18 protein-coding genes, 1 tRNA gene and 1 other RNA gene are annotated in these 15,721 nt (G+C 71.1%); 6 read left to right on the plus strand and 14 right to left on the minus strand.

All coding sequences use genetic code 11. The features are described 5' to 3' along the window. Positions 1 to 22 precede the first annotated feature (22 nt). Positions 23 to 1,090, plus strand: coding sequence for a glycerophosphodiester phosphodiesterase family protein (locus FHX31_RS24955; RefSeq protein WP_184977300.1), 1,068 nt, complete (start codon positions 23 to 25; stop codon positions 1,088 to 1,090). A gap of 18 nt (positions 1,091 to 1,108) precedes the next feature. Here FHX31_RS24955 and FHX31_RS24960 read toward each other — a convergent pair whose 3' ends face one another. After that, a complete protein-coding gene (locus tag FHX31_RS24960; protein WP_013284237.1) occupies positions 1,109 to 1,450 on the minus strand; it encodes a VOC family protein in 342 nt (113 codons plus the stop codon). Beyond that, positions 1,447 to 2,391: an AraC family transcriptional regulator gene (locus FHX31_RS24965; protein ID WP_184977301.1), complete on the minus strand. Its 945-nt coding sequence runs from the start codon at positions 2,389 to 2,391 to the stop codon at positions 1,447 to 1,449. The genes FHX31_RS24960 and FHX31_RS24965 overlap by 4 nt, the downstream gene beginning before the upstream one ends. Positions 2,392 to 2,461: 70 nt before the next feature. On the opposite strand from FHX31_RS24965, the gene FHX31_RS24970 reads away from it, so the two are divergent. Beyond that, the gene (locus FHX31_RS24970; RefSeq protein ID WP_184977302.1) at positions 2,462 to 2,944 is read left to right on the plus strand and encodes an anthrone oxygenase family protein; all 483 of its coding nucleotides are present in this window, start codon (positions 2,462 to 2,464) and stop codon (positions 2,942 to 2,944) included. Positions 2,945 to 2,965: 21 nt separating this feature from the next. Here FHX31_RS24970 and FHX31_RS24975 read toward each other — a convergent pair whose 3' ends face one another. Then, the gene (locus FHX31_RS24975; RefSeq protein WP_013284234.1) at positions 2,966 to 3,364 is read right to left on the minus strand and encodes a VOC family protein; all 399 of its coding nucleotides are present in this window, start codon (positions 3,362 to 3,364) and stop codon (positions 2,966 to 2,968) included. Between the two features lie 73 nt (positions 3,365 to 3,437). Here FHX31_RS24975 and FHX31_RS24980 point away from each other — a divergent pair, with 73 nt between their 5' ends. Continuing rightward, positions 3,438 to 4,052, plus strand: a complete 615-nt coding sequence (locus FHX31_RS24980; RefSeq protein WP_047893725.1) for a TetR family transcriptional regulator — start codon at positions 3,438 to 3,440, stop codon at positions 4,050 to 4,052. A 74-nt stretch (positions 4,053 to 4,126) separates the two neighbouring features. Then, positions 4,127 to 4,258, plus strand: coding sequence for a hypothetical protein (locus FHX31_RS24985; RefSeq protein ID WP_047893726.1), 132 nt, complete (start codon positions 4,127 to 4,129; stop codon positions 4,256 to 4,258). Positions 4,259 to 4,354: 96 nt separating this feature from the next. Here FHX31_RS24985 and FHX31_RS24990 read toward each other — a convergent pair. Both FHX31_RS24990 and FHX31_RS24995 read right to left on the minus strand, forming a co-directional pair. Further along, positions 4,355 to 4,427: transfer RNA gene (locus FHX31_RS24990), tRNA-Ala, on the minus strand. Between the two features lie 88 nt (positions 4,428 to 4,515). Further along, complete coding sequence (locus tag FHX31_RS24995) at positions 4,516 to 5,106, minus strand: YqgE/AlgH family protein (RefSeq protein ID WP_013284232.1); 591 nt, start codon at positions 5,104 to 5,106, stop codon at positions 4,516 to 4,518. 149 nt (positions 5,107 to 5,255) lie between these two features. On the opposite strand from FHX31_RS24995, the gene FHX31_RS25000 reads away from it, so the two are divergent. Both FHX31_RS25000 and mdlC read left to right on the plus strand, forming a co-directional pair. Next, positions 5,256 to 6,056 (plus strand): S-methyl-5'-thioadenosine phosphorylase, encoded by an 801-nt coding sequence (locus FHX31_RS25000; RefSeq protein WP_184977303.1) that lies wholly within the window; start codon positions 5,256 to 5,258, stop codon positions 6,054 to 6,056. Positions 6,057 to 6,165: 109 nt separating this feature from the next. After that, positions 6,166 to 7,758: a benzoylformate decarboxylase gene (gene mdlC, locus FHX31_RS25005; RefSeq protein WP_184977304.1), complete on the plus strand. Its 1,593-nt coding sequence runs from the start codon at positions 6,166 to 6,168 to the stop codon at positions 7,756 to 7,758. Between the two features lie 3 nt (positions 7,759 to 7,761). Here the strand turns inward: mdlC and FHX31_RS25010 are convergent, their stop codons facing one another. The 9 genes from FHX31_RS25010 to pruA form a co-directional block, all read right to left on the minus strand. Continuing rightward, the gene (locus tag FHX31_RS25010) at positions 7,762 to 8,706 is read right to left on the minus strand and encodes a hypothetical protein (RefSeq protein WP_184977305.1); all 945 of its coding nucleotides are present in this window, start codon (positions 8,704 to 8,706) and stop codon (positions 7,762 to 7,764) included. Between the two features lie 40 nt (positions 8,707 to 8,746). Further along, positions 8,747 to 9,172: a hypothetical protein gene (locus FHX31_RS25015; RefSeq protein WP_013284228.1), complete on the minus strand. Its 426-nt coding sequence runs from the start codon at positions 9,170 to 9,172 to the stop codon at positions 8,747 to 8,749. A 194-nt stretch (positions 9,173 to 9,366) separates the two neighbouring features. Beyond that, positions 9,367 to 9,742, minus strand: a transfer-messenger RNA (tmRNA) gene (gene ssrA / locus FHX31_RS25020). Between the two features lie 103 nt (positions 9,743 to 9,845). Then, positions 9,846 to 10,325 (minus strand): SsrA-binding protein SmpB, encoded by a 480-nt coding sequence (smpB, locus tag FHX31_RS25025; protein WP_030271124.1) that lies wholly within the window; start codon positions 10,323 to 10,325, stop codon positions 9,846 to 9,848. A gap of 133 nt (positions 10,326 to 10,458) precedes the next feature. After that, positions 10,459 to 11,334 (minus strand): permease-like cell division protein FtsX, encoded by an 876-nt coding sequence (ftsX, locus tag FHX31_RS25030; RefSeq protein ID WP_013284226.1) that lies wholly within the window; start codon positions 11,332 to 11,334, stop codon positions 10,459 to 10,461. Positions 11,335 to 11,398: 64 nt separating this feature from the next. Continuing rightward, entirely contained in the window at positions 11,399 to 12,079 is a 681-nt protein-coding gene (gene ftsE / locus FHX31_RS25035) for a cell division ATP-binding protein FtsE (protein WP_013284225.1), read from the minus strand. Between the two features lie 118 nt (positions 12,080 to 12,197). After that, complete coding sequence (prfB, locus tag FHX31_RS25040) at positions 12,198 to 13,319, minus strand: peptide chain release factor 2 (RefSeq protein WP_013284224.1); 1,122 nt, start codon at positions 13,317 to 13,319, stop codon at positions 12,198 to 12,200. Positions 13,320 to 13,354: 35 nt separating this feature from the next. Beyond that, entirely contained in the window at positions 13,355 to 13,870 is a 516-nt protein-coding gene (locus tag FHX31_RS25045) for a PadR family transcriptional regulator (protein ID WP_013284223.1), read from the minus strand. 134 nt (positions 13,871 to 14,004) lie between these two features. Next, entirely contained in the window at positions 14,005 to 15,633 is a 1,629-nt protein-coding gene (gene pruA, locus FHX31_RS25050) for an L-glutamate gamma-semialdehyde dehydrogenase (protein WP_013284222.1), read from the minus strand. Positions 15,634 to 15,721 lie beyond the last annotated feature (88 nt).

Below are 15,721 nucleotides of genomic sequence, written 5' to 3' on the forward strand. Positions count from 1 at the left end.
CCGAGGTAGCGGAGGTTTCTCCATGTCCACCCGTCAGCTCGTGACGGCATTCGTCGCCGGCGCGGTGCTCGCCGTGCCGGGCGTCGCCCACGCGGGTCCGGCCGACCGTCCCGGCGTACCGCCGCAGCGGACCCACTTCGACCTTCAGGCCCACCGTGGCGGCATCGGGATGACCACCGAGGAGACACTCGCCGGGTTCGCCAAGGCGATGCGCCTCGGCGTCACCACGTTGGAGCTGGACACCCAGGTCACCCGGGACGAGAAGGTGGTAGTCACGCACGACCGGCAGGTCAGCGCGCAGAAGTGCCGCGACACCGCCCCGGTGCGGCCCGGCGACCCGGCCTACCCGTACGTCGGGAAGTACATCAAGGACCTCACGCTCGCGCAGATCAAGACCATGGACTGCGGCTACCAGCAGTTGCTCGGCTTCCCCGAGCAGGAGCAGATCGCCGGTGTCCGGATGGCCGAGCTGCGCGACGTGCTCGACCTGGTGAAGCGCTACCGCGCGCACGGGATCACGCTCAACATCGAGACCAAGGTGGAGGCGGGCGCGCCCGAGCAGACCGCGCCGCGTGAGCTGTTCGTCCGGCGGGTCTTCGAGGAGATCCGGCGCTCGGGCATCGAGCGGCAGGTCACCATCCAGTCCTTCGACTGGGGCGCGCTGCGGGAGATGCACCGGCTCGCGCCGCGCTGGCCGCTCGTGGCGCTGACGAACTACGACTTCCTCCAGGTCGGCAAGCCGGGCGCGTCGCCGTGGCTGGGCGGGCTGGACGTGGACGACTTCGGTGGCGACTTCGTCCGGGCCGCCGCCGCGACCCCCGGCGTGACCGCGCTGTCCCCGAACTACGGGTTCCCGCAGAACGGCACGATCGCCGACCCGAACTTCCGCTTCTACCCGGACCGCCGGATGATCGCTGACGCGCACGCACGGGGGCTCAAGGTCATCCCCTGGACCTGCGACGACATGCCCACAGTGGCGGCGCTCATGGACATGGGCGTCGACGGGATCATCACCGACTACCCGAACCGGGTGCGGCAGCTCATGGCCGAGCGCGGGATGCGGTTGCCGAAGGCGTACCGGGCGCGCTGAGGTCCGGCGGCGGCCCGGTCAGGCCGGGCCGCCGCCGAAGCCGATCTCGTTGCCGTCCGGGTCATGGAAGATCACCTTCCGGACCCCGTTGTCGTAGGTCTCCTGCGCTGTCGGCGTCAGACCACGGGCGGTGATCGCCGCGACGCGGGAGTCGAGGTCGTCGACGAAGACCGTCTGCATGGCGTGACCGGCGTGCTCGGGCCGCACGTCGACGTAGAGGTAGCGGTGCTCGGCCAGCTCCCACACCGCCTCGCTGTCGTTTGGCCGGAACTGCGGCGGTGCGCCGAACAGCCGCTCGTACCAGTCCGTCGCCACCGCGAGATCGCGCACCGGGACGCCGGCGAACAGGTCGACAGTCATCCGGCCAATCTATCCGGGTCGACGTGCCGGCGCGGGCTCACGCCGTACCGGCGTTTGAACGCCGCACTCAGGGCGAACGAACTGCCGTAGCCGACCCGCCGGGCCACCGCGCCGACTGTGGCGCCGGGCTCGCGGAGCAGATCGGCCGCGAGCGCCAGCCGCCAGCCCGTCAGGTACGCCATGGGCGGCTCGCCGGCCAGCGCGGTGAACCGCCGGGCCACCGCCGCCCGGGACATCCCCACCTCCGCGGCGAGCGATGCCACCGTCCACGGCCGGGCCGGGTCGTCGTGCAGCATGCGCAGCGCGCGGCCGACCACCGGATCGGCGTACGCCCGGTACCAGGCAGGTGCGGCGGCGCCCGGCCGGGCGAACCACTCCCGCAGCGCGGCGATGAGCAGCAGGTCGAGCAGGCGGTCCAGCACCGCCTCCTGGCCGGGATCGTCCTTGACGATCTCGGCGGCCAGCAGCGGCACCAGCGGCGTGTCCCAGGACTCGCGCCGCACCACCGCGAGCGGCGGCAGCGCGTCCAGCAGCCGCCGCCCGACGGTGCCCCGCACCGGGTACGTGCCGGTGAGCAGCACGGTCCGGCCGTCCGGCCCGTTGCCCCAGGTGCGTACGCCCCACCGCGTCATCGCGAACAGCTCGCGCCCGTCGGGAGTGGTGCAGCGCTGGCCCGGGTGCACGACCACCTGCGGCGCCGTGGCCGGGTCGTCCGCCACCGTGTACGGGCCCGGCCCGCGCACGATCGCCACGTCACCCTCGGTCAGCCGCGCGGCCTCGCCCTCTTCCGGCACGATCCAGCCGTCGCCCCGCACCACGGCGACGAGCGTGAGCGGCGCCTCGTCCCGGATCAGCATCGACCAGGGCGGGGTGAGGATCGAACGCAGCAGGAAGGCGCCCCGCGCATGGGGACCGTCGAGCAGGCCGGATACGGCGTCCACGAGACGATTGAACACAGGATCGCGCGTCCTGACCATGGGCCGTCTCACCGCACGGCGGTTCGATGAGGACATGCGACTCGTACAACTGACGCTGGTCGGCGCCACAGTCGGGGCCGGGCTGATGGCGGGCCTGTTCGCCGCATTCGCGTACGCCGTGATGCCGGCGCTGCGCGGCACTGAGGACCGCACGTTCGTGGACGCCATGCAGCGCATCAACGTCACCATCGTCAACGGCTGGTTCCTGCTGGCGTTCCTGGGTACGCCGGTGCTGGCCGCGCTCGCGGCGGTGCTGGCGTGGCGCGGAGCGGCCCGGCCGGCGCTGCCGTGGATCGTCGCCGGGCTCGCGCTGTACCTGGTGATGTTGGTCGTCACCGTGGCGGTGAACGTGCCGTTGAACGATGCGCTCGCGGCGGCTGGTTCCGCCGATCTCGCTGCGGCTCGGGAGCGCTTCGAGTCCGCCTGGGTCACCTGGAACGTGGTGCGGACGCTGGCGAGCACGGCCGGGTTCGGCGCGCTGTGCTGGGCGTTGGTGCTCGCGGGCCGCGCCGCTTGAGCGCCGTTTGCCTGCGAGATGCTAGGAGATGAACCTGTCCGCGTACTCCTCCGCAGGTTCCACGTTGGTGATGACGTCGATCAGGACACCGTCCGGGCCGGCGAGGATGAAGTGCCGCTGTCCGAACTCTTCGGTCCGGACGGGAAGCACGACCTCCAGGTGCCGCAGGCGCTCCCACTCGGCGTCGACATCGTCCACCTCCAGGTTGAGCAGCATCCCACTGGCGACCGGCCCGCGGTAGGCCGCCGGGATCGTCTCGTGGCTGCTGTCCAGCACCGCCAGTTCCCAGTTGTCGCGGCGCAGGCTCACGTACCACTCCGTCTCGAAGGTCGGCTGGAACCCGAAGTGCTCGCGGTAGAAGGCCGCAGCCGAGGTCACGTCGGTCGTCATGAGGACCGGGTACGAGCTGGCGAGTGTCATGGCGAACTCCTTTACATACACTGTGCAGGTAAAGGAATATACATACACGGAGCATGTAAAGGAAGAGTGCGGCATGGCGCGAGCCACCAAGGAGCAGAGCGAGATCACCGGCCGGCGCATCCGGGACGTCGCGACTGCCCTGTTCGCCGAACGCGGCTACACGGCCGTCCGCCTGGAGGAGGTGGCCGCCGCAGCCCAGGTCACCAGGGGTGCGGTCTACCATCACTACCGCAACAAGCAGCACCTGTTCGAAGCCGTCGCAGCCGCCGCGCAACAGCGGGTCGCCGCTGCGGTCGCCAGCGCTGCCGAAGCGGTCGCCGATCCATGGGACGGCCTGGTCGCCGGCTGCCGGGCGTTCCTCACCGCCAGTGTCGACGACACACACCGGCGGATCCTGCTGGTCGACGCGCCCGCGGTGATGGGTTGGCGCACGTGGCGCAGCCAGGACGCGGCCGCTTCCGGGCACCACCTGGCCGAGGCGGTGGCCACGCTGGCAGCAGCCGGGCACCTTGAGGTCAACTCGCCCGAGGCAACTGCCACCTTGCTCTCCGGCGCGATGAACGAGGCAGTGCTACGGATCGCCGAAGCCCCGGACCGGGACGCCGCATTGGTCGAGACGTGGCCCGATCTGCTGCGCCTGCTTCAGGGTCTCCGCGGGCCGCGCACCGCACCCGTCCGGCACGGTTAGCTGGTGGTGCGGCCTTCGAAGGTGACACCGGCAGCACATGGTCAGCACAGAGCGGCGCGACGCTCAAAGAACTGATGGCGCGCATCGGCCATTCGAGCACCCGGGCAGCGATGATCTACCAGCACGCGACCCGTGACCGCGATCACGCCATCGCCGCCGCGTTGGACGCCCTGATCGAAGAGGCGCGAGGCAAGCTCAGCGCCTGATCTGGCACGGGTCTGGCACATTGCGACCCGAGAGATCGACGAATGACAAAAGCCCTGGTGGGAGGCGTTGTCTCTCACCAGGGCTTTTCGCTTGGGTGGAGCCGAGGGGACTCGAACCCCTGACCCCCACACTGCCAGTGTGGTGCGCTACCAGCTGCGCCACGGCCCCTTGCGGTCGTCCCCGGTCGCCCGGGCACGGAGAGAACTATACACACGCCGCCCGGCATGGTCATCTCGCGGGGTCACCCGCACCCGGCTCAGTTCAGCGCCACGTCCGGCGGGAAGTGGGCCACCGCGGCCAGCATGCCGCCCTGCCGGCGCAGCACCATCGGCCAGAGATCATCCGGCCGGTCGACGAAGGCGTCGCCGGGCAGCGCGTCGAACACGAACCAGGAGCCCTCCTCGATCTCGCGCTCCACCTGCCCGGCACCCCAGCCGGAGTAGCCGGCGAACACCCGGATGCCGCCGATGGCCTCGCGCAGCTTCTCCGGGTCGACCGAGAGGTCGATGGTGCCGACCGCGCCGGAGACGCGGTGGAAGCCTTTGACCGGCCGGACGGGGTGCCGCATCCGGGCCAGGCAGATGGCGGAGTCGGGCTGCACCGGGCCGCCCTCGAACAGCACTGCCGGGTCGCGCGCGAGGTCGCTCCAGTCGCCGAGCACGTCGGCCACGGAGACCTCGGTGGCCCGGTTCAGCACCACCCCGAGGGCGCCGCCGGGTTCGTGGGCGACGAGCAGCACGACCGTACGGTCGAAGTTCGGATCCTTGAGCCCCGGTGTCGCGACCAGCAGTCGTCCGGTCATCGACTCCATGGCTCGGCCACCGATCGCCTGCCCCTCACTCTGCATGTCCGACACCCGTCAGCCGTGCGCCCGTACGGGCCCGAGGCCGTCGACCGTCCACCCTGTCAACGCCATGTCACGCACCATAGCCTGCGTCCGGCCCGCTGGTTAAGGTCTGACGGGCGGGTGATCACGACGGATCGAGGGAGGGCCGGATGGCGGCGCAGGCCGAACTGGCGGTGATCGGCGGGTCGGGGCTCTACGCCCTGCTCGACGGGGTGGAACACGTCGTGGACACCCCGTACGGCGAGCCGTCGGGCCCGATCACGGTCGCCGAGGTGGGCGGTCGCCGGGTGGCGTTCCTGCCCCGGCACGGGCGCGATCACCGGTACCCGCCGCACCTGATCCCCTACCGGGCCAACCTGTGGGCGCTGCGGTCGCTCGGCGTACGCCAGGTGCTGGCGCCCTGTGCGGTGGGTGGCCTGCGGCCGGAGCTGGGGCCGGGGACGTTCGTGGTGCCGGATCAGTTGATCGACCGCACCAGCGGGCGCGCGCAGACCTACTACGACAGGGGCGCGGTGCACGTGTCGTTCGCCGACCCGTACTGCCCGGCGGGGCGGCGCACGCTGCTGGACACGGCGGCCGGTCGGGGCGTGCCGGCGGTGGACGGCGGGATCGTCGTCGTGGTCGAGGGTCCGCGCTTCTCGACCCGGGCGGAGTCGCGCTGGTTCGCCTCGATGGGCGGCACGATCGTCAACATGACCGGCCACCCGGAGGCGGTGCTGGCCCGCGAGCTGGCGCTCTGCTACACGTCGATCGCGCTGGTGACGGACCTGGACGCGGGGGTCGAGGCGGGCGAGTCGGTCACCCACGAGGAGGTGTTCCGCGTCTTCGCGGAGAACACGGACCGGCTGCGCGGGCTGCTCCTGGACGCCGTGGCGGCGCTGCCCACCGAGCGGGAGTGCGAGTGCGGAAGCGCCCTGGACGGGATCAAGCTGCCGTTCCCGCTGCCCTGAGCGCGGGAAGCGCCCGAAAAGTCGCCTTCGGCCCGATAGATTCGGCTGGTCGGGAGACTGGGCACCGGGCCGGCTCCGGCATCCGCGTGCGGAACGGAGGCAGCCGGCGATGGCGACGGTGCGGGAGGCGACCTACGACCTGCTGCGCGCGCTCGGCCTGACCACCGTCTTCGGCAACCCCGGCTCGACCGAGGAGCCGTTCCTCCAGCACTTCCCGGACGACTTCCACTACGTGCACGCGCTCCAGGAGGCGTCGGCGGTCGCGATGGCCGACGGCTACGCCCAGGGCACCGGCCGGCCCGCGCACGTCAACCTGCACACCGCGCCGGGCACCGGCAACGGCATGGGCAACCTGGTCACCGCCTGGCACAACCGGACCCCGCTGATCGTCAGCGCCGGCCAGCAGACCCGCGAGATGCTGCTGATCGAGCCACGCCTGGCCAGCCCCCGGGCGGTCGAGCTGGCCCAGCCGTACGTCAAGTGGGCCCACGAGCCGGCCCGCGCGCAGGACATCCCGGCGGCCTTCATGCGGGCGTACGCCTCGGCGGTGCAACCACCCGCCGGGCCGGTCTTCCTCTCCCTGCCGATGGACGACTGGGACCGTCCGGCCGACCCGCCGCCGCAGGTGCGTACCGTCGCCACCCGGATCGCGCCGGACCCGGACCGGCTGCGGAGCTTCGCCGGCGCGCTGGCCGCCGCCCGCACCCCGGCGCTGGTGCTCGGCGCGGCGGTGGACCGGTCGGACGCCTGGCCGGAAGCGGTGGTGCTGGCCGAACACCTGGCCGCCCCGGTCTGGGCCGCCCCGGCGCCGGAGCGCGCCGTGTTCCCGGAGCGCCACCCGCACTTCCAGGGCGTGCTGCCGTACGCGATCGGGCCGCTGTCGGAGGCGCTGCGCGGCCACGACGTGGTGCTGGTGGTGGGCGCGCCGGTGTTCCGCTACTACCCGCACGTGCCGGGCGACTACCTGCCCGGTGACGCGCGGCTGCTGCACGTCACCGACGACCCGGACGAGGCGGCCCGCGCTCCGGTCGGGGAGAGCCTGCTCGGCGACGCCGGGCTGACCATGGCCGCGCTGCGCGAGCTGCTGCCGCCGACCGACCGGGCGGCGCCGTCACCGCGCCCGCAGCCGGCCCCGCCCGAGCCGGCCGACCCGCCGAGCGCCGACACGCTGTTCGCCGCGCTCGCCGCCGCGTGGCCGGCGGACGGGGTGCTGGTGCAGGAGTCGCCGTCCAACCTGGCCGCGCTGCGCCGCCGGCTGCCGATCGAGCGGCCCCGCTCGTACCTGACGATGGCAAGCGGCGGTCTCGGCTTCGGGCTGCCGGCGGCGGTCGGCATGGCGCTCGCCGAGCGCGACACCGGGCGTGGCCGCCCGGTCGTCGCGGTGGTCGGCGACGGCTCGTTCCACTACTCGGTCCAGGCGTTGTGGACGGCGGCGCGGCTGCGGCTGCCGCTCGCCGTCGTGGTCCCGGTGAATCAGCAGTACGCGATCCTCAAGGCGTTCGCCGAGCTGAAGCACACGCCTGGTGTGCCGGCGCTGGACCTGCCCGGGCTGGATGTGACGGCGGTGGCGCACGGCTACGGCTGCGCCGGTGAGGTGACCACGCCGGACGGGCTCGGTGCGGCGCTCGCCGCCGCGCTCGCCGCGGACCGGCCGACGGTGCTGCCGGTGCCGATCAGCACCGACGTGCCGCGGATCCTGTGAGCCTCAGCCGGGCCGTACGGTCAGCGGGGCACCGCTGGCAGCGTCCAGCACGGCCCGGCCGCCGAGCGGGGCGGTGAGCGTGACGCTCACCGGCTTCATCACGAGCTGGGCGGTGCAGGGGCCGGTGGGCGTAACGACGGCGCCGCCGATCACCACCACGTCCGGCCGTTCCAGCACCAGCGGGGTGGGCGGGCCGTCGCAGGCGCCGACGCCGAGCAGGTAGTCGATGCGGTCGCCGTCGACCGCCCGCAGCTGCTGCGCGGACACCAGGCCCGCCGGGAGCGGCCGGGCAGGCACCGTGCCGCCGGGGGCCCGGCCGGTCACGCGCGGTGCGACAGCGATCCGCGCCACGGGTACGGCCAGCTCGTCCACTGTGAACAGCCAGGCGGGCACCTCGGCACGCCCTCGGCTGGTCCAGACCGGTGCGGTGCCCAGCCGTACCCCGGTCACGGTGAGCGCCACGCACGCGCCCGGCGCCGAGGTCGACACCGGGTCGTTCGGGCCGGGCCGCCCGGTCGGTGCCGGGTCCGGTGCGGCCGGGCGCCCGTCGCACGGCGGCGGGTCGCCCTGGTGGAGTTCGGCGTACGCGTCGGCGGCGCTGACCAGCGGCACCCGCAGCGTGCCGTCGGAAAACCGGATCGTGCCGTCCTTCGGCACATCGGCCGGCATCGGGATCTGGTCCCGGTACCAGCCGGCGCCGAACGCCGTCTTCGTCTCCTCGGTGAAGCCCGGGTCGCCGGTGAGCACTGTGGCGTCCTGGAGCGGCACGTACCCGTCGCGCCAGCCCGGCCCGGGCCGCCAGCCCGCCGCCACCTCCTCGGCCCGCTCGGTGAACGCGGTCCGCTGGTCCGGGCCGGCGGGCGGGGCCGCCCCCGGATCGGCGCCGGGCGTGGCGCAGGCGGAGAGGGCCAGCAACGGGATCCCGAGCAGGGCGAGCACGCGACGCATACGGGTTGGACGCCTGCCCGTCCCGGCCGGTTCCCCCGGCTCAGTCCTCGCCGCCGAGGTCGGCCTGGTACGCCTCCCAGAGCAGGTCGGCGCCGTGCCGCCGGTGCCGGTCGAGCGCGCGCACCAGGTCGCGGGTGCGGGCCCGCACCTCCGCGGCGGACACCCCGGGCAGGCGTACGGCGTGCTGGAGCGCGGCTAGCGCCGCACTGATCGCGGCGTGCTCGCCGACCAGCAGGCGTACGCCCCGGTCCAGCCGTGGCGCGGCGCGCACCAGGTCGGCGTAGTGCCCACCCACTCCCTCGGTGACGCGGACGTGTTCGGTGAAGCCCCGCCGGACGGGGTCCAGATCGGTGAGAAGTCGCTCCCGCCAGCGCGGCCCGGTTGCCGGTGCCCGCCCGAGGGCGCGCAGGTCACCGACGGCGCTCGGGAGCACGGCGGTCGGCTGCTGGATCGGACTGGTGACCATGGGACACCTCCCGCTGCTGGGTGCGAACCCGTATGGCGATGGTGGACCTGGTTCGAGGGCCTGTCCAGCGGTCCGCGCCGCCTCATCTGCCTCTCGGGCATCACCGGCCCCAGCCGCCTCGCAGGCCCCAGAGACGGCGGCCCCAGAGACGACTGTGCGCCCCGGTCCGGGTGGACCGGGGCGCACAGGCCGTGTGGTGGAGGTGCCGGGAATCGAACCCGGGTCCTTCGCCGGTTTGTCAGGGCTTCTCCGAGCGCAGCTCGCTATGCCTCTACTCGGCCCCACCGCTCACGCGAGCAAGTTGGTGTGACGGGCCCAGTCGCTGATTGATCTCGCCGCACGGACCCCGCGACCGGGTCCGATTGGCCAGCCTTCTAGCTGATGCCGGCTAACTGGGTCGAAGGCGCTCCCAGGCCGACAGACTTGCTACTCGCCTCAGGCGGCGAGAGCGAAGTCAGCGCGATTGTTCTTGGCGCTTATTGGTTTCCGACGACCGATTCTCGAGACGACGTCGGCTTCCTCGGCTCGCTTCCCCTGTCGCTGCGTACGAAGTCGAAACCAGTCACCCCCTCGAAGCGCTGCCCCTGTCGGCAGCACACCAAGCCTAACGCCTGGCGCAACCGGTTTCATCCCGAGGCCCGCTCGACGCGGGCTACCGGACGAACCGGACGTATCACTCACCCATGCCCTTGCCGCGCCGGCCCACCGCCCGGGCGATCTCCCGGTCGGCGTCCCGCTTGGCGAGGTCCTGGCGCTTGTCGTACGACTTCTTACCCCGCGCCAGGCCGATCTCCACCTTGGCCCAGCCGTCGGAGAAGTAGACCTGCAACGGCACCAGCGTCAGGCCGCTCTCCTTGAGCTTGCCCAGCAGCCGGTCGATCTCCAGCCGGTTCAGCAGCAGCTTCCGGGTACGCCGGGGCTCATGATTCGTCCAGGTGCCCTGGGCGTACTCCGGGATGTGCATGGCGTGCAGGTAGATCTCGCCGTCACGCTCCTGGGCGAACGCGTCCACGAGCGACGCCCGCCCGGCCCGCAGCGACTTGACCTCGGTGCCGGTGAGCGCCATGCCCGCCTCGTACGTGTCGAGGATGGCGTAGTCGTGGCGCGCCTTCTTGTTGGAGGCGACCACCTTGCGACCCTTTTCCCGTGGCATCGGCGCCACCCCCTTCCTGATCGACTCACCGGCCACCGGCCGGCGAGCGGAGATCATGCTACCGGAACCACAAGGGCCCTCCCGCGCCGTTTATTCCGGCGCGGGAGGGCCCTCGGTGAGCCGTACGAGGTGACTAGACCCGCAGGTAGAAGCGCAGCGTGACCCAGGCGGTGACCGCGCTGACCACGCCACCGACGGCGGCCATCAGCGGGAAGGTCAGGAAGATCTCGGACCAGGAGATCGGGGTGATGAGGCCCTCCAGGGCCGCCATCGAACTGCCGGCCGACAGCAACTTCACCCCGACCAACGCGAGCAGGCCCAGGATGGAGCCGAACAGACCGGCCACCACCGCCTCCAGCACGAACGGCGCCTGGATGAACCAGTTCGACGCGCCGACGAGCTTCATGACCGCCACCTCACGCCGCTTGCTGTACGCGGCGACCTGGATGGTGTTCGCGACGAGCAGCAGGGCGGCGATGGCCATCACGGTGGCGATCGCGAGGGCGCCGTTCTGGAACCCGCTGAGCACGCCGAAGACCTTGTCGAGCAGCTTGCTCTGGTCGACGATCGTGTCGATGCCCTCGGTGGCCTTGTACTTGTCGTAGATCGCCTTGTACTGCTCCGGGTCGTTCAGCTTCACCCGGTACGACTCGGGAAGCTGGTCCGGCTTGACGGCGCTGACCAGGTCCGGGGCGTCGGCGTACATCTGCTGGAAGCGCTCGTACGCCTGCTCCTTGTTGACGTACGTCGAGTCCTTGACCAGCGGGTCCTGGCCGAGCTGCTGGCCCAGCGCGTCGACCTGTTCCTTGGTGGCATCGGTCTTCAGGAAGATCGAGACCTCGACGTTCTCGTAGTAGAGGTCCTTCATGTCGCCGACCTTCTGGTAGAGAAGGCCGCTGCCGCCCAGCATGAACAGCGACACCGCCATTGTGATGATCATGGCGATGGTCATGGTGACGTTGCGCCACAGCCCGACCAGTACTTCGGACAGGACGTACTTCATCCGCATCGGGATATCCTCCGGCTCTCCGGCGTGAGGTTTCGTCGTCAGGGTCTACGGAACGTCGGCCGGCTCAGCCGTAGACGCCCCGGGCCTGGTCGCGCACGATGCGGCCGCTCTCGATCTCGATGACCCGGCGCCGCATCTGGTTCACGATGTTGGAGTCGTGCGTGACCATCACGACGGTCGTACCGGTGCGGTTGATCCGGTCCAGCAGGCGCATGATCTCGATCGAGGTGTCCGGGTCCAGGTTTCCGGTCGGCTCGTCGGCCAGCAGGATCAGCGGCCGGTTGACGAACGCCCGGGCCACCGCGACACGCTGCTGCTCACCACCGGACAGCTCGTGCGGGTAGCGGTGCTCCTTGCCGCCGAGACCGACCAGCTCCAGCACCTCCGGCACGACCCGGCGGGCGACCGCCTTCGTCTTACCGATCACCTCCAGCGCGAACGCCACGTTCTCGTACGCGGTGCGGTTCGGCAGCAACCGGAAGTCCTGGAAGACGCAGCCGATGGAACGCCGGAAGTGGGGTCGCTTCCAGGAACGCATCGACGTGACGTCCTTGCCGTTGACGACGACCCGGCCCTTGTTGGGCGTGACCTCGTGCAGCAGCAACTTGATGATGGTGGACTTGCCGGAGCCGGATGGACCGATGAAGAAGACGAACTCGCCCTTCTCGATCGAGACGGACACGTTGTCGAGCGAAGGCCGGGACGCCTTCGGGTACGTCTTCGTCACTTGCTCAAGCTGAATCACGGGTCGGTAGTCTACGCGGTGTAACCGCAGAGCCAAGCCCCACGCCCCGCCGAAGCGGTGCGCGTCATCGATTTACCCGGTCAGACCGAGATCGATGACGCGCTGCGTCCAACCGTGATCACGCACTGTCAGCGCTGAGCTGCTGCTGCTTCCGCCAGCGGATTCCCGCCTCGATGAAGCTGTCCAGGTCACCGTCGAAGACCGAGGACGGATTGCCCGTCTCCTGCTCGGTACGCAGATCCTTCACCATCTGATACGGGTGCAGGACGTACGAGCGCATCTGGTCGCCCCAGGAGCTGGTGCTGCCGGTCTTCAGGCCGGCCAGCTTCTCCTCCTCCTCCTGCCGCTTGCGCTCCAGCAGCCGGGCCTGGAGCACCCGCATCGCGGACGCCTTGTTCTGGAGCTGGGACTTCTCGTTCTGGCAGGTCACCACGATGCCGGTGGGGATGTGGGTCAGCCGCACCGCCGAGTCGGTGGTGTTGACGCTCTGCCCACCCGGCCCGGACGACCGGTAGACGTCCACCCGGACCTCGTTCTCCGGGATGTCGATGTGGTCGGTCTGCTCGGTGACCGGCAGCACCTCGACCCCGGCGAAGCTGGTCTGCCGGCGGCCCTGGTTGTCGAACGGGCTGATCCGCACCAGCCGGTGCGTGCCGGACTCCACGCTGAGCGTGCCGTAGGCGTAGGGCACCTTCACCGTGAAGGTGGCCGACTTCAGGCCCGCCTCCTCGGCGTACGAGGTCTCGTAGACCTCGGTCGGGTAGCCGTGCCGCTCGGCCCAGCGCAGGTACATCCGCAGCAGCATCTCGGCGAAGTCGGCGGCGTCCACGCCACCGGCGCCGGCCCGGATCGCGACGAGCGCCTCCCGCGAGTCGTACTCGCCGGAGAGCAGCGTCCGGACCTCCATCTCCTGGATGGCCTTGGTCAGCCCGGTGATCTCCGACTCGACCTCGGTCAGCGCGCCCGGGTCGTCCTCGGCCTGGGCGAGTTCCAGCAGCACCCCGGCGTCGTCGAGCCGGGAGCGCAGGTCACCGAGCTTGGTGATCTCGCCGTTGACGTACGACAGCTGCGACGTCACCTGCTGCGCCTTGGCCTGGTCGTCCCAGAGGTCGGGGGCGGAGGCCTCCTGCTCCAGCCGGGCCTTCTGCTCGCGCAGCTTGTCGAGGTCGAGCACAGCCTCGATGTTGCGCAGCGTGGCGTCGAGGTCCTTGAGCTGTTCGGCGTAATCGGCAGCGGTCACGACAGACAAGACTACTGCCTGGTCGACGCAGGTGGTCAGCCGACGGGCGCGGTCTTCAGCCAGGACAGCGCCGCCTTGTGGTAGGCGACGGCGAACTCCAGCGCGCTGGCGTCGTAGCTGTCGCCTTCCTTCTTGGCGTTCTTGACCTGCTCCCGCACCGCCGCCAGCGCCTCGGTGTGGTACTCGTTCGCCGTCGCGTACAGGTTCTTGAGCTGGCTCGACGAGTGCAGGTCACCGAACGCGATCCGTAGCGCTATCGGGTTACGGATGGTGTCCTTGCCGGGATTCTCCGCCAGCCAGCGGGAGAATGTCCGTTTCCCGGCCGCCGTCAGCGCGTACGGCTGGCTCATCCGCGGCCCGGGCTTGCCGAGACGCACCAGACCCTTCTCGGCCAGGACCGGCAGCTCCCGGTAGACCTGACTGCGGGTCATCGACCAGTACGGCGCCAGCCGGCGCTCAGCGGCGGCCATCAACTGGCCGCCAGTCATCGGGCCGTCGTGCAGCAGACCGAGCAGAGCTGCTGCCGTCGGGTTGACTCCGGATTCCGCCATGCCCTCTAAGCTGCCACTTTGTCGGCTCTGGCGTCCAGGATTTGCTCATTTCGGCACCCGATGACGGGTCCGATGTGCACTGTCGGATGAGGAAGAGGGCCCGCCCCGGCCGGGACGGGCCCTCTCGGAGCGCCTCAGCCCATGTGCGGGTAGACGTGATCGGTCGGCGGGACGAACGTCTCCTTGATCGTCCGCGGCGACATCCAGCGGACCAGGTTGTGCCAGGAGCCCGCCTTGTCGTTGGTGCCGCTGGCCCGGGCGCCGCCGAACGGCTGCTGCCCGACCACCGCGCCGGTCGGCTTGTCGTTGATGTAGAAGTTGCCGGCGGCGTACCGCATCTTCTCCGCCACCTGGTCCACCACCCGGCGGTCGGTCGCGAAGATCGACCCGGTCAGCGCGTACGGCGCGATCGACTCGGCCTGGGTGACCACGTCGTCGAAGCGGGCGTCGTCGAAGACGTGCACGCCGAGGATCGGCCCGAAGTACTCGGTGGTGAACGTCTCGTGCGCGGCGTCGGAGCACTCGAACAGCGTCGGCCGGACGAAGTAGCCGACCGAGTCGTCGGCGGTGCCGCCGGCCAGGATGCGGCAGGAGTCGTCGCCCTTGATCAGCTCCAGCGCGGCGGTGTGCCGGCCGAACGCCTTGTCGTCGATCACCGCGCCGCCGAAGTTGCTGAAGTCGGTCACGTCGCCGTAGGTCAGCGAGTCGGCGGTGGCGGCGAGCCGGTCGCGCAGCCCGCCCTCCCAGATCGACCGCGGGACGTACGCCCGCGAGGCGGCCGAGCACTTCTGGCCCTGGTACTCGTAGGCGCCCCGGATCAGCGCGGTGTGCAGCGCGTCCACGTCGGCGCTGGGGTGCGCGACGACGAAGTCCTTGCCGCCGGTCTCGCCGACCAGCCGGGGGTAGCCCCGGTAGCGGGCGATGTTGTCGCCGACGGTCTTCCACAGGTGCTGGAACACCTTGGTCGAGCCGGTGAAGTGGATACCTGCGAGGTCCGGGTCGGCCAGCGCCACCTCGGAGACCTCCTCGCCGCGCCCGGTGACCATGTTGATCACACCGGGCGGCAGGCCGGCGGCCTCGAACAGGCGCATGGTGAAGTGCGCCGCGAACTGCTGCGTCGGGGACGGCTTCCAGACCACAGTGTTGCCGAGCATGGCCGGCGCGGACGGCAGGTTGCCGGCGATCGCGGTGAAGTTGAACGGGGTGATCGCGTAGACGAACCCCTCCAGCGGCCGGTGGTCGAGGCGGTTCCAGACCCCGGGCGAGGACAGCGGCTGCTCGGCCAGGAGCCGCCGGGCGAAGTGCACGTTGAACCGGAGGAAGTCGATCAGCTCGCACGCCGCGTCGATCTCGGCCTGGACGGCGGTCTTGGACTGGCCGAGCATGGTGGCCGCGTTGAGCGTGTCCCGCCAGGGGCCGGCGAGCAGGTCGGCGGCGCGCAGGAAGATCGCGGCCCGCTCCTCGAACGGCAGCGCCCGCCACATCGGAGCGGCGTCCTTGGCGGCCCGGACCGCGGCGCGGGCGTCGTCGTGGGTGGCGTGCCCGGTGACGCCGAGGACGTGCGCGTGCTTGTGCGGCTGCACCACGTCGATCGAGGCGCCGCCGGCCATCCGGCGCTCGCCCGCGATCGTCATCGGCAGCTCGATCCGCTCGGCGGCCAGTTCGGCCAGCCGCCGCTGGAGCCGTTCCCGGTCGGCACTGCCGGGCTCGTAGGTGTGCACCGGCTCGTTGAGCGGCTCGGGTACGGAGAACACGGCGTCCATCACAGGCTCCTGGCGATCTCGACGGCGACGGCGAAACCGGACCCGCTGGCGCCGGCCGGCGGCCGGACGCCGGACACCGCGGGGTCAG

Source organism: Micromonospora sp. CNZ286 (assembly GCF_014207755.1).